This window comes from Roseateles koreensis, from assembly GCF_028595305.1.
GTDB lineage: Bacteria > Pseudomonadota > Gammaproteobacteria > Burkholderiales > Burkholderiaceae_C > Paucibacter_A > Paucibacter_A koreensis.
Genome location: NZ_JAQQXS010000002.1, coordinates 287,556 through 301,607 on the forward strand (window position 1 = coordinate 287,556; position 14,052 = coordinate 301,607).

Annotated in this window: 8 protein-coding genes; 1 reads left to right on the forward strand and 7 read right to left on the reverse strand. The window is 62.7% G+C overall.

The genetic code is table 11. From position 1 onward, the window contains the following. Window positions 1–3 precede the first annotated feature (3 nt). From pyrR to PRZ01_RS03105, 3 genes are read right to left on the reverse strand one after another with little or no spacing between them, the layout of a single operon-like run. A complete protein-coding gene (pyrR, locus tag PRZ01_RS03095; protein ID WP_273595289.1) occupies window positions 4–510 on the reverse strand; it encodes a bifunctional pyr operon transcriptional regulator/uracil phosphoribosyltransferase PyrR in 507 nt (168 codons plus the stop codon). Further along, entirely contained in the window at window positions 507–908 is a 402-nt protein-coding gene (ruvX, locus tag PRZ01_RS03100) for a Holliday junction resolvase RuvX (RefSeq protein ID WP_273595290.1), read from the reverse strand. Before ruvX ends, pyrR begins: the two co-directional genes overlap by 4 nt. Next, a complete protein-coding gene (locus PRZ01_RS03105; protein ID WP_273595291.1) occupies window positions 905–1,483 on the reverse strand; it encodes a YqgE/AlgH family protein in 579 nt (192 codons plus the stop codon). Before PRZ01_RS03105 ends, ruvX begins: the two co-directional genes overlap by 4 nt. Window positions 1,484–1,516: 33 nt before the next feature. Here PRZ01_RS03105 and PRZ01_RS03110 point away from each other — a divergent pair, with 33 nt between their 5' ends. Next, a complete protein-coding gene (locus PRZ01_RS03110) occupies window positions 1,517–2,980 on the forward strand; it encodes a cryptochrome/photolyase family protein (protein ID WP_273595292.1) in 1,464 nt (487 codons plus the stop codon). On the opposite strand, the gene PRZ01_RS03115 is transcribed toward PRZ01_RS03110, so the two are convergent. The 4 genes from PRZ01_RS03115 to PRZ01_RS03130 all read right to left on the reverse strand — a co-directional run bounded on the left by PRZ01_RS03115 (window position 2,955) and on the right by PRZ01_RS03130 (window position 13,963). Then, complete coding sequence (locus PRZ01_RS03115; protein WP_273595293.1) at window positions 2,955–4,118, reverse strand: alpha/beta hydrolase family protein; 1,164 nt, start codon at window positions 4,116–4,118, stop codon at window positions 2,955–2,957. The genes PRZ01_RS03110 and PRZ01_RS03115 overlap by 26 nt on opposite strands. A gap of 122 nt (window positions 4,119–4,240) precedes the next feature. Then, window positions 4,241–5,278 carry a GGDEF domain-containing protein gene (locus tag PRZ01_RS03120; RefSeq protein WP_273595294.1) on the reverse strand — a complete coding sequence of 346 codons (1,038 nt, stop codon included), beginning with the start codon at window positions 5,276–5,278 and terminating at the stop codon, window positions 4,241–4,243. 208 nt (window positions 5,279–5,486) lie between these two features. Continuing rightward, window positions 5,487–11,651, reverse strand: a complete 6,165-nt coding sequence (locus tag PRZ01_RS03125; RefSeq protein ID WP_273595295.1) for a hybrid sensor histidine kinase/response regulator — start codon at window positions 11,649–11,651, stop codon at window positions 5,487–5,489. A 14-nt stretch (window positions 11,652–11,665) separates the two neighbouring features. After that, a complete protein-coding gene (locus tag PRZ01_RS03130; protein WP_273595296.1) occupies window positions 11,666–13,963 on the reverse strand; it encodes a methyl-accepting chemotaxis protein in 2,298 nt (765 codons plus the stop codon). Window positions 13,964–14,052 lie beyond the last annotated feature (89 nt).

Genomic DNA, 14,052 nt, shown 5'->3' on the forward strand with positions numbered 1-14,052 from the left:
GGTTCAATCCTCCTTCACGTCGAAACTGAAACGACCGTCCTCGCCCTTAGCCAGGCGCAGCCGGTGTGAGGCATCCAGATTGATGCGGGCGGCCGAAAACACCGGCTCGATCGGCAACTCGCGCCCGCCGCGGTCCACCAGCACCGCCAGGCTCACACTAGAGGGACGGCCAAAGTCGAACAACTCATTGAGCACCGCGCGAGTGGTGCGGCCGGTGTAGAGCACGTCGTCGACCAAGATCAGTGGGCGGCCGTTCACCTCAAAAGGCAGCCGCGTCTGGTCGGCACTGGCCGACATGCCCCGAGACCCAAAGTCATCCCGGTGCAAGCTGCTGGAAATCACCCCTGAAACACCGGGCAAGCCCAGATCTTGATGCAGGCGCTCGGCCAGCCAAGCCCCGCCCGACCAGATGCCCACCAGGACACTGTCGGGTTTGAGCAGCATCAGCCTGCGCACACCCTGCAAGAGGTCGGCGTACAAAGCCTCGGCATCCAACAAGAGGTTGGTCATGGGTTCTCCCGAAAATATTGATCAAGAATCAAGGCCGCCGCCGCCGCGTCCACATCACGGGCGCCATGACTTTCAGCCTCGACGGAGGTGTAGCGCTCATCCACTTCGAAAACCGGCAGGCGAAAACGCGACTTCAGCTGGCGGCCAAACTTGCGGGCGCGCAAAGTCATTTCGTGTTCGGCTCCGTCGGGATGGCGCGGTAGCCCGATCACCAAGGCGTCAGGTTGCCATTCCTTGATCAGCTTTTCAATGGCTTGGAAACGGGCTTCACCGTCGACGGCAATCGTGCGCAGCGGCTGCGCCATGTGCGTAAAGCGTGTGCCGGTGGCCACGCCGGTGCGGCGGGTGCCGAAATCAAAGGCCAGAAAGGATTGCAGCGGGGCGCTTGCCTGGCTCATGCGTGACCAGCCTCTTGGCTCAGCATGCGGGGGTCCACCCCCAGCAGGCCCAAGGCGCGCTCGTAACGCAATTCAATCGGGGTGTCGAAAATGATTTCGGGCGAGGCATCAACGGTCAGCCAACCGTTGCGGCCAATTTCTTCTTCCAGCTGGCCGGCCGCCCAACCGCTGTAACCCAGGGTGACCAGAATGCGCCGTGGGCCTGCGCCGTTAGACAAGGCTTCAAGCACGTCACGGCTGGTGGTCATTTCCAGCCCACCCGGTACCGTTAACGTCGCGTTGTAATGCCCGCCCTTCTCGTCCAGCGGTTCATGCAGCACAAAACCGCGCTCGGTTTGCACCGGCCCGCCGTAGAACACAGGCGTCTGCGCCAATGCGTCCTGCGGAGGGCTCAATTCGACTTTTTCAAACAAGCTGCCCAGGGTCAACGCGATGGGCTTGTTGATCACCAAGCCCAGCGCGCCTTTTTCATTGTGTTCGCACATATAGACCACGCTGCCCGCAAAGGCCTCGTCGGCCATGCCAGGCATGGCGATCAAAAATTGGTTGGCGAGGTCTATCCGGTCTTGGCTCATGCGTGCATTTTATTCGTCAGCGACACTTACGCCATGATGAATCGTCTCGACCGTGCATTGGTTTGGTTTCGGCGCGACCTGCGGGTCGAGGATCAGGCCGCGCTGTACGCTGCCTGCAAGTCGGCTCAGGCCGTTTTTTGCCTGTTCGTGCTGGACCAGGAAATCTTGGACGCGCTGCCGCGCAATGACCGCCGTGTGGGCTTCATTCTTGACACCTTGTGCGCGCTAGATGCGCAAATTCGCCGGATCTGCCCCGGCGGCGGTTTGATCGTGCGCTACGGCCGGGCCACCGAGTTGGTGCCCCAGGTCGCCGCGGAACTGGCCGCACAAGCCGTGTTCACCAACCACGACGATGAACCCGCCGCGCTGCGCCGCGACGCCCAGGTTGCACAACGGCTGAGCACCTTTGCATGCGCTTGGCACAGCTTCAAAGACCACGTCATCTTCGAGCGCAGCGAGTTGCTGACCGGCGCGGGCAAGCCGTATGGCGTATTCACCCCCTACAAAAACGCCTGGCTCCGCAAAGTGGACGCCTTCTACCTGCGCGCCTACCCTGTTAACCGCTACCAGGGGGCCTTGGCGCCCACGCCGTTGGCCCAAGGTGTTCCAGCGCCAACCGAGATCGGGTTCGAGCCTGACTCCGTGAATCCAGCCGTGTTGGGCGGCAGCGAGGGCGCCAAGCGCCTGTTTGTCGATTTTCTCGACCGCATCGACGCTTACGCGCAAGCCCGTGACTATCCTGCCGTCAAAGGTCCCAGTTATTTGAGCGTGCACCTGCGATTTGGCACGATCTCAATTCGCCAACTGGCACGCGAAGCCTGGGCGCGCATGCAAGCGGGCGTGCGCGGCGCCGAGGTCTGGCTGAGTGAGTTGATCTGGCGAGATTTCTACCATCAGGTGATGCACCACCACCCGCACGCAATGGCGGCAGCCTGGCGCCCCGAGTACGACGCCATCCAGTGGGAGCAAGGCCCACATGCCGACGCCTTGTTTGCCGCTTGGTGCGAGGGACGTACCGGTTATCCCTTGATCGATTCGGCAATGCGGCAACTCAACAGCAGCGGCTATATGCACAATCGCCTGCGCATGGTGACGGCGAGCTTTCTGGTCAAGGACCTGGGCTTGGACTGGCGCCGCGGCGAACGCTATTTCGCCGAGAAGCTCCTGGATTTCGACCTCGCCGCAAACAACGGGGGCTGGCAATGGGCCGCATCCAGCGGCTGCGATGCCCAACCTTGGTTTCGTATCTTCAATCCGGTCACGCAGAGTGAAAAATTTGATGCCCAAGGGCGTTTCATCAAACGCTATCTGCCGCATTTGAGCGCCCTGCCGGACCGGCTGGTTCACGCCCCCTGGCTGGCTAAACCCTTGGAGTTGCAAGCTTGCGGCTTGACACTGGGTGCAGACTACCCCTGGCCCATCGTTCGCCACGATGAGGCTCGGGCGCAAACACTGGCCCGATATGCCGTGGTCAAGACCCGGGCGATACCGGACTGAGCGTCAAGGCCTTCGCCCCGGTCAAGACCACTGGCCCGCCATGGCCTTGCGCCATGGCAGGTGTAGGCAAATGCCCAAAGGGCGATTGCCAGCGGGCCAAAATATCCTGGTACTGATCGCCCCAGCGCTGCAAGCCCTCGGCCTGCCCGTTCAAGGCCTGATTCATGAAGGCCACGGCCAGTTCTTTGGTGGCCTGCTTGGCACGCGGATTCAAGCTGACACCGCCCGTCAAGCCCCGGTCGGTGAACATGCTGTGCGAGCCGCCTTCAAACACGGCCAGCATCTTGGGCGCGGAGGGATTGGCCGCCTCAAACAGGTCCAGGCGATCTTGCGCGGCGGAGTAGTAGCCCGGAATGCGAATCACATCGTCGGTGGCGGTGATGTGCAAGGTGGGGATGGCGATGGGGCCGATGATTTTTGGCAGCTCGGGTTCACCATAAAACGGCGGTGCCGAAATGATGATCGCCGCCTTGATGCGCGGTTCGTGCAGGTCCAGGCGGTGCCCGTGCCGCTCGACCTGCGCGCCCGCCAGCAGGAGTGTGGTGTTCGCGCCGTAAGAATGTCCGGCGGCAGCGATGCGCTCGGTGTCGATGGCGGGCGCGTACTCAGTTTGCAGCAGTTGGTCCAAGGCGAACTTGACGTCCGCCACCCGGTTCAGCGCCTCGCCTTCTTGCGCAGCGGCTTGCAGGCGCGACACCAATTGCAGGGGGTTGCCCATCCACACCTGGCGGTCGCTGCCCACGTGCTGAACATGCAGGCTCGCATAGCCTTGCGACGCAAAATAGGCGCCCAAATAGCTGTAGCCACGCCGGGAACTGCCAATGCCGTGTGAAAACACCACCAGCGGCACCTTTTGCCCCGCCTGAGCCTGGGCGGGCCAGTACAGGCGAACGGGCACATCGCGCTGGCGGCTGGCATCTCTCCAATCCAGGTCATGGACCTGCACACCCTCAGCAACGGCGGCTTTGGCCCAGTCACTCAGCTCGGGCGCGGCCGGGGCGGTGCCTTCAATCTGTGCCAGCGCCTGCGTGTGATTGGTTTCTGACGCTTTGGGGGTGGTCTTGCAAGCACTCAGCGCCAGCGTTGCCACCATTGCGGCGACCAACACCAGACGCCATCCCTGTCGATGCGAAGCCAACACCATTTCCAAGCCCTCCTACCGTGCGTGAAGACGGCAGATGGCGTCAGGCTAGCCCAAATTCAAGAGTGTTGTCGCGGCAAAGTCGACTCCTTTGCGGCGTATGCACGCAGCCAGGGGACTTAGAACAACTCAACCGCACTGAGTTCGGCACGCTCTTTCATACGTCCAGCTGCCACCAGTTCAGCGTGACTGTGCACTTGATTGCGCCCAGCTTGCTTGGAGAAATACACCGCTTTGTCGGCCCGATCAAAGGCGGAACTGGGCGAGTCGCCGCCACGGATGAGCGTAAAGCCCACGCTGACGGTGATATGCCCAACCTGCGGAAAGACATAACGTTCAGTGTTCACGCGCAGGCGTTCAAATGCCTGCGCGGCGTCATCGGCATCATCGCAACGGATCAAGGCGACAAATTCTTCCCCGCCAAACCGGTAGAGCAGGTCATGGAAGCGGAAGCTGCTTCGCATCAATCGAGACAGCAAAAGCAGGACTTCGTCGCCAATCAAATGGCCAAAGTTGTCGTTGACCCGCTTGAAATGATCGATGTCGATCACGCCCAAGTAGTGCTGAGGCCGCAAGGCCTCATGGCGGCGGCCGTCCTCGCTCGGCGTGGCATCCGGACGCAGCGGCGCCTCGCTCACGGCCTTCAGAAAGCTGTCTTCAAAGGTCTTGCGATTGAGCAGGCCGGTCAGCGTGTCGCGTTCGCTGTAGTCGAGCAAGCCCTGGAAATTGTGATAAATGCGCAACACACTGCCCACCATGCGCTGCAAGGTCGGGCTGAGCGCTTCACCCGTAAGCAACTCCACCACGCCCACCACCTCGCGGTCGGTGGCGATGGGGAACAGGGTCAACCATTGCCCGCCTTGTGCTTGTTGCTGCATCACACGGCTGTGCAGACAATTGAGGCGCAGTGGAAAGGCAGACGCCAGGGGCAAGCTGCTGGGGTCAGCCCACAACGGGTCGGCGGTGGCCACGGCATCACCCGACTCCAATCGGGCTCGGGTCAACCAGCGCTCCTGCCCCGCATCGCCGACACAGCGATAAATGGCCACGGACAAGGGCTCCAGCAAATCGCGCAAGGCTGACACCAGGGTGACGTCCATCACGTCGCGGTCACGAAACCCCGTCATCTCGGCCAGATGATCAACAACTTCCGGCATGCTTTTATTGCCCCATGTACGAGGCGGCAGCTTGTTTTCCCCCAGTGCACAAAGGCTCTCGAGACCTTGTTACACCCCGAATCATGCAAACGGCGCCGGCGGCAATCTCGCCATCGGCCCGCCATTCCCATCCTTTGCCCTCAATCTGCCGGCAGATTTCCTGCCGGCCCGACACTCATTCACCGTAGTAAACAGGCGTTAGCACGCCTCAATTTTTTGCCGTCAAGTCCCTGTTAGGAACAGGAATCGGAGTGTAACCAGCTATCAACTTCAGCAACAGGTCTTCGTCATAGGGCTTGCCAAGATAGTGATTTACGCCTAGCTGCTGCGCGTAGTCGCGATGCTTCTGCGCGATGCGCGAAGTGATCATGATCACCGGCAGCGCAGCCAAGCGCTCATCGGCCCGCATATTTCGCACCAGATCAAAGCCGTCCATGCGCGGCATCTCGATGTCGCTGAGCACGAGGGCCGGCAACTCTTCACCTGCCAATTGCTCCATCGCGTCCAGCCCATCCTTGGCGAGTTGCACGCGATAACCCACACGCTCAAGCAAGCGTTGGGTCACCCGGCGTACCGTCAAAGAATCATCCACAACCAGAACCAAAGGCGCAAGATCGGGCGCCGCCAACTCGGGCGCCGCTGCCATACCTTGAAACTGTGCCTGAGACGGCTGCAAATCACGCAGCCGCTGCTGGGCCGCCGCGCCATACCAGCTGGCCAAGGCGTGCGGGTTGTAGATCAGCGCCACCTCGCCGTTTGCCAGCAAGCTGATGCCAGCCAGCCCCGGCACGCGACTCAGTTGGGGGCCAAGATTTTTGACCACCACCTCCTGGTTGCCCATCACCTCGTCCACATGGAGGGCCAGGCGCTGCTGCGAATTGCGCAGCAGCACCACCGACGCCGACTTGCCATGCGACAGCCCGCGCCCGGCTTGGCCCAACAGCCCGCCCAACCAGTAGAAGGGCTGCTCTTGCCCACCGATGGTCAAACTGCCGCTGAGGTAGGCTTGGTCCAACTGCTCCTGCGGCACGCGCTGAACGGAGTCCATCAAGCCCGCCGGCACCGCCACGGTTTGCTCGCCGCAGCGCAAGATCACCACCTGGGTGAGCGCCGTGGTCAGCGGTAGCCGCAAGGTGAAGCTGCTACCCAGGCCGGGCTGCGAGCGGGTCTCGATGCTGCCGCCCAGTGTGGCCACCTCGGCCCGCACCACGTCCATGCCCACGCCGCGCCCCGAAGTTTCGGTGATCTGCGCTGCGGTTGAAAACCCCGGCGTGAAGATCAACTGCATCAACTCGCTGTCGCTGGGCGACGGGCCGTCAGACTTGATCAAGCCCATCTGCTCGCCACGCCGGCGAATGCGTGCCAGGTCGAGGCCCGCCCCGTCATCGCCGAAGGTCAACAACACTTCGTTGCCTTCTTGTTGCAGCGACAAGGTCAGTTGCCCCAGCGCCGGTTTGCCCGCCGCGCTGCGAACCTCAGCGGACTCAATGCCGTGGCTGACACTGTTGCGCAAAAGATGCTCAAACGCGCCAGCCATGCGTTCCAACACACTGCGGTCAAGCTCGGTCTGCCCGCCAACGACGGTCAGCTGAGCCTGCTTGTGAGTGTCTCGCGCGGCTTGGCGCACCACCCGGTGCATGCGCTCAGAGACGCTCTCAAACTCAACCATCCGGGTGCGCAACAAATCGTCTTGCAACTCACGGGTCAGCCGCGATTGAGCGGCCAACTCATCCTCTCCCAACTGCACACTGCGCTGCAGGGCGCGCTGCACGGTGGCCACGTCGCCCACCGATTCTGAAAGCATTTTGGTCAATTCCTGGAACCGGGTGTAACGGTCAAATTCCAGGGGGTCGAAGTGCGCGGAGTTGGGGCTGAGGTGATCTTGCTGCGCGCCCATCTGCGCCTCGGCCTGCAGCTCCAATTCACGCATTTGGCTGCGCAGACGCTCCAGGTTGTCATCCAGATCGAGCAAAGCACTCTTCATCTGCGCCAGCTCTGACTCAAGCCGGGTACGACGGATGCTGACCTCGCCGGCTTGCGCCGCCATGCGCTCCAGCAGGCTGCCGCGCACGCGCACCATGGCCTGCAAACCGGTGGGGCCTGACTCCACGGCGCCATCGTCCTGCGGGCCTTCGGCAAATCGTGCCCAATCGATACGCGCTGCCGGTGTTTCTTGGCGCGGTGCAACCATTGCGCCCGCAACGGCTGGCTCATCAGCAGGGCGGCCGGACGCCTCAGCATCAACCTGATGCAAGGGGGCGTCGTGAACCTCCACCGGTTCTGCCGCCGCTTGTTTCAAATTCGGCGTCAAATCCCGCACCTCGGCGACAGGAGACACCATAGGGGCGGGCGCCGAGATGTTGCCGGCCAGCTCCATGCGCAAGCGCTCCAGGCTGGCCGCCAGCGCGTCGCCGCCGGCCTGCAAGCTCAGCAGTTCATCTGGCGTTGCAGTTTCGCGCCCAGCCTGAGGCGCCTGAGCGCGCTCAACGGCAGACTCCAGATCGTGTGCCTGCTCACCCAGGCGCATGGCACCTGTCAGCCGCGCACCGCCCTTGAAGGTGTGCAAGGCACGCATGCAAGCATCACCTTGCGCTCGGTCCTGCGGGTTGGCCACCCAAGCGCGCAGAGCGCCATGCAGTTGCACCAGCAAGTCTTGGGCTTCTTCATCGAAGATGGGGAACAGCACGGGCTCGATGGCGTCGGGCAGGCCGGGTTCCACCTCATCCTCATGCGCAGCCGGCACCGGTAGCGGTGCTTCGTCTGACCCTGACACGGCCAGCTCGTTCGTCTGGCCGCTCTTATGGCGGATGGCGTCGTCCAGCCCCATCGACAGCGAGTCCAGCTCCTGCTCGAAATCAGCATCCGGCTCGGGTTGATAGGCCTGCAAGCGCGCTACGGTGTCTGGATCGTGCGGTTTGAGGAAGCCAGCGGCAAATTGATGCAGCAGATGCCGCACCTCGTCTGCCGCCTGCACAAACATCTGGGCATCTTCCTCGCTGTAGTGGCGGGTCCGTTGCGCCCGGCCCAGGGCATGTTCCAACGCTCGGGCCAATTGAGACAAATCATCAAACTGCACCGCTGCGGCATTGCCGGCCAAAGCATGGGCCAATGCCTCACAGTTGGCAGGGACCGGGCCATTCAGCTCCAACGCCCATTCAGCCAGACTGGTGGCCAAGCGACGCGAAAGCTCGTCCGCCTCGTTGAGGAAGATATTGAACAGGTTGATGCTGACCCGAATCGGGCCGATGACTTTGACATTGTCTTCGTCAGTGTGTGCCGACAAATCACCGGATTCGCTGTCTGGCGCTGAACGCACAAGTTCAAGCACCGGTGCGACATGCGTCTCCCCTACGGGCGCAGGCAGTTCAATCTGCGGAGCCTCGGACAGCTGGGCTGCAGTCAACGCAGGCAGTTCGGCCTCATTGGTCGCTGAATCTCCATTTGTAGCTGCAATCTGCTCAAGCTCAGACTCTGGCAAGACCGTGGGCGCAAACACTTCGCCCGACTCCAGGTTCAACTCAAAGGCGGGCAGCTCAAAGTCGGCCGCCTCTGCGGTGCCGGCCTCCGGCAAGGGCGTTGCAAACTCCAGAACCCAAGGAAGATCGGGCGCCTCGTTCGTCGTTGGGGCAAACTCTTCCAGCACCGCAGGGCCGGACTCGCCGTCCAACACGAGCACCTCATCCAGCTTCGGCGCTTCGGTGACAGCCGGCAGAACTGGCGCCTCATGCACATCGGGCACGAGGGTGATGCGCGGCATCGGCTCGACCTCATCGGCCAGCGGCATGATGCTCAAAGTCAGCGGAGCCAGCTCGGTCAAGGGCTCATCTGCCGCCAGTTCGGTGGACGCAAAGCCTGAGCTAACGGCCTCATCCACCGGGTGAGCGGTCAGCTCAGCCATGGTGTCAGGTACCAGCTCTGGAACAGCTTCCGGCGCCAAGGGCAGCGCAGCAACATCCGCCGCGACATGCGGAGTTGCGCCAGGCAAGCGCAAGGCATCGGCTTGCTGGCGCAATAGATCGGGCGTTGACGCCGCGGTCTGCCCCGACGCGATTTCATCGCACCAGTGCCCCAGGTAGTCCAGCGCCATGGCGCTGAAGCTGATCAAGGGTGCATCCGCCGTGGGCGAAGGGTCGCTCAGGCGGGCGTTGAACAATTGCTCGCAACTCCAGGCGCCTTCACCCAAGGCCTCCAGCCCGACCATGCGCGAGCTGCCTTTAAGGGTGTGAAAGGCGCGCCGCATGACCGTCAACTGTTCTCGGTTGTGAGCGTCTTTTCGCAGCGCATTCAGGGCATCGCGGGCCTGACCCAGCACCTCGGTGGCTTCTTCCAAGAAGATCTCGCGCATTTCAGGGTCATCCCCTGAGGAAAGCTTGAGTTCATCGGCAGGCCGGGCCTGTGCAGCGAGTGACACTGATGGCAGTGGCGCGGCGGCGGGCGCATGCGCCGAGACTGGCGCCCGTGCGGGAGCGGGTGCAGGCACCGTTTCAACGGGCGCAATCGACGCAGCACCCGCCACCTCTGCCACCTCGCGGCTGCGGCCCATCAGCGGGCTCAAGCGGCCAGACGCTTCGTCAAACACAAACATGCGTTTGGCCAAGGCCGGCTGCACGCCCAGCATGTCGATCAAAAAGCCCAGCGCGCCGAGATTGTTGGCCAAGCGGTCAAACAATTCGCGCGGCGCGGCGCGGGCCACATCCACTTCAGTATTGGTGAGTTCGTCCACCTCGTCGCGCATGCGCACGCAGGCCAGGGCGGCCTGATCCAGGCCCAACACGGTCAGCACACCGCGCATGCTGGACAACTGCCCGGGCACCGGGATCAGGCGTTCACGCTGACTTGGGTCGCGGAAGTATTCGTCGGCCTGGCGTTCTATTTCAGCCAGGCTGACCCGCAACTCATGCACGACGCTGCCCAGGGTCTGCCGATCGGAGACCCGGCGATACAGGTCTTCCATCCAGCCTTCCAGCGGCTGAGGCGCCTCGCCTCGGGCCACCGCGCCCACGCGTGCCGCCAATCGCTTGACGCGCTCGGCCTGCTCGGGTTGGTCAAAGGCCGCCTCGTCCAACGCGGCCTCCACGTACAACAAGCTGGTCGCCAGTTCCATCGCCAAAGCAGGCGGTGGCGCTTTGCCCGCACGCACCGTGCTGACCACGGCACGCTGCAACACTTCACCCAATACCGCGCCACTCGGGAACAGCCGCTGCAGAGATTCCGCCAACCCGGCGAATTGCTCGTCCAGGCCCGCCATGCGATGGGTTTCACCCTCGGCGACCGAGCCCCATGACTCCTTGGCCGCACTGACCCGGCGCTTGGCCTGAATCACCCATGCCGGGTCAATTCGACCCAGACTCTCGTCCTCATAGTCGCCGGCAGACCGCTCGCTCAAGCCGTAAGAAGCACGAACCGCGTCAAGGCGGCCAGCCACACCCGGCTCGGCCGGCGCGCGGCTCTGGGCGCAGAAGAACAATAAATCCCGAGCGAGCCGCTCTTGCGCCTCCGCATCGCCGGCATCCCCCTGCCCAACCGAACGCAACTGCGACAGCAAGCGGGAACCCAGTCGCTTGACGAAGGCATCGATCGGCAGCAGGCCTTGGGCCTGGGCTTGAAACATCGCCGCAGCCAACTGCCACAAAGTGGTTGATCGCGGCGCGCCGTGGAGCCCTGCAGCCAGGGCCGCGCACAAATCGCTCAGGCGCGCGGCGTAGGTGGCGGCAACACTCGCCTGGGTCTCACGCATTTGCTTGAGCAACGCGGCCTCAAAAGGCGCACGCACTTCACTGGCCGGTGCCGCATGTGCGCTGGGGTCCACCGGCAAGGTCTGCCAGTGCCAATCAAACTGCCAAAGATCGGCCGGATGAACCCGCTCTGCGCCGTTGAGCGTCTGCAAATCACGGTAAGTCGGGAACAGGCTCAGACTCGACGTTCCGGCCGAGGGCGCCCCCCCCGCCAACATACGCGACACCAGCGCCAGCAGCGCGAAGTCGGCTTTTTCGATGATTTCAACCCGCGCAAGATCGATGTCTGCCGGGCGCGAGGCCAAGTTGGCCACCGCACGCTCGGCAGCTTGAAGCACGCGGGCACCGGCCGGCAAGCCCACCAAAGACAAAACCCCCGCCACCTGATGCAGTTGCGCCGCGGCGGCTTGCAAGGGCGGGCTGGGCTGCGAATCCTGGCTGGCCAGCGCGGCATAGCCTGAAGACCGGGTATCCCCATCACGCAGCAGACGGCGCAACGCTTTGTGCACCGACTCCAACGAGCGGCGCAACTCTTCCTGCACCCAGGCCAAAGGGCTCAGGTCGGCCGGAAACTCAGAGTCCTGCGCCTCCGGCTTGACACGCGTTTGACGGGCCAGGGAATTGGGCATCAGATCCATCACTGCCCCTTGCCTCAAGCGACCTTGAAGCGAGCCACTGAGGCCTTCAGGGCCTCGGCGGAACGCGACAGTTCATGCACCATCTGAGCGGTTGAGCGAGTGCCCTCGCTGGTCTGCTCGGTGACGGCAAAAATGTGCTGAATATTCTCGGCCACCTCGTTGGCGGAGCGTGCCTCGCTCAGGGCCTGGCTGGAAATCTGCGCGATCAACCCGTCCAACTGTCGGGACACGCTGTCGATCTCTTCCAGCGCACGGCCCGCCGCGTCAGACAGGCGCGTGCCTTGCACCACGCCGAGCGTGGAGCGCTCCATCGCTGCCACCGCGTCGTGGGTGTCGGTCTGAATGGTCTTGACCAAGGCGGCAATGCGGCGCGTGGCGTCGCCGGAGCGCTCGGCCAAGCGCTGTACCTCCTCGGCCACCACCGAGAAGCCGCGCCCGGCCTCCCCCGCTGAAGCCGCTTGGATGGCCGCATTCAAGGCCAACACGTTGGTTTGCTCGGTAATGTCAGAGATCAACTCGGTGATTTCGCCGATTTCCTGCGAGCTTTCGCCCAGGCGTTTGATGCGTTTGGAGGTTTCCTGAATGTGGTCGCGGATGGAGTTCATACCGCTGATATTGTTCTGCATGGCCTGCAGGCCTGACTCCGCCGCCTCCCGGGAGGCGCGTGCCACCTTGGCGGTGGCCTGGGCTTGGGCGCTCACCTGATTGATGCGGCCCGCCATGTGCAACACCGCCTCACCAGTGGAGCGAATTTCATGCAACTGCTCTTTGGACGCGGCCAACAGGTCGGTCGACGTTTGGTCAACCTGGCCGGTCGTGTCGGTCACCCGGGCCGCGGTGGTCTGGACTTGGCTGACCAGATTGCGCAACTCTTCCACGGTGTAGTTGACCGAGTCGGCAATGGCGCCAGTGATGTCTTCCGTCACCGTGGCCTGTTGGGTCAAATCGCCCTCCGCCACTGTTTGCAATTCATTCATCAAACGCAAAATGGCGGCCTGATTGGCGTCATTGACACGCTTGGCCTCGCGCTCCTGCGCTTCAGCCTCCTGCTTTTGGGCTTCTGCCATGGCGGCACGCTGGGTTTGGCCCGCCACATACAGTCGCAGAAAACCCAGGGCACCCACCACCAGCAAGGCCATGGACGCGGCCATCAAAGCGATCAAACCAAGGCTGACACCGCCGGCTGACTCCAGGTCTTGCGCCACTTGCTCCAAGCCCTTTCGCAAGGGCTCGGCGTCGGCCAGGATGCTCATCTGCGCTTCACGTGCTGACACCAGGCCCTGCAAATTGCCCAAAATCACTCCGGCCTGGCTGCGCGTTTGCTCGTACTGCTTGAGCAGGGTCACCAAGCGGGCCTTCAAGCCGGCATCACGCACGCCATTGAGGCGCAATTCGCTGCTGCCGTTGATCAAAGCTTCGGTGATCAACTTGAAGGAGTTCAAGTCCTTGCCCAGCAAAAACACAGCTTCGGGGCTAACCCCCTCCTGGGTCTGAAATTCATTGGCGCTCTTGCCAATGCGCTGGGTCAACATGACCAACTGGCCCGCGGCGGAAATCTCGGCCGTAGGCGCGTTCAGTTGCAAGGCATCGGCCGAGACCGACTCGGCACTCTCCAGCAAGTCACCCGACTGCTTGTTGATGACCTTCAAGGCCTGGCCGACTTCGATCAAGGCCTTTTCTTGCGACTGAACCAGTTGGCCATTTTTCTCAGCCCGTTCTACCAGGGGCTGAATCGCGTCGAGGCTGACTTTCGCACTGCCCGTGGCCGCGGCGAGGGTCCCCTCGCCCGAGCGCAGTTCTTTCACCACGCTGGCCATATTGCTGACACTTTCGCGCAATTCGACAAAGGCTTCAGGCTTGCCAACCAGAGCAGAAGTCACCGACTTGGCCATGCGCTGCGACTGCATCAGCGCCTGGCCAGTGGCGCGCACCTGGGCGGCGCTGCGCGTGCTGCCCAAAATGGTCAGCGTCACCGTGGCGGCCGTGCCGATCAAGCCCAGCGCCACCATCGCGGTCAGCAACATTTGGCGGCGCCCGGCACTGGGTTTGACCCAAGCAGAGCGGCCGGGGACATCCATGGCCGAAGTGGTGGTTGAAAAGCTGGCGGTACTGCCGAATTCACCTGAAGTGAATTCAGTAGGTACCGCCTCAGAAATGATGGAGGAATGGCTCCCGCTGTCGAGTCGGTGGGGATCGGTATCGGTGCCAGCGGGCGTTGCAGCCCCGCTGGTCTTGAGCGGAAGAGCGTCGGCAGTGACCCGCTTGTCGGCCTCGGTCTTGCCCAGGTTCTTGATCTTGTCCAGGAAGCTCATCTCACCCTCTAGCTGTCGATTGTTCGCCGATTCCACGCAAGCCTCGGCCAAAGAACTACGGTTTGGCCCAGCACTTATCCCAGGCGCAG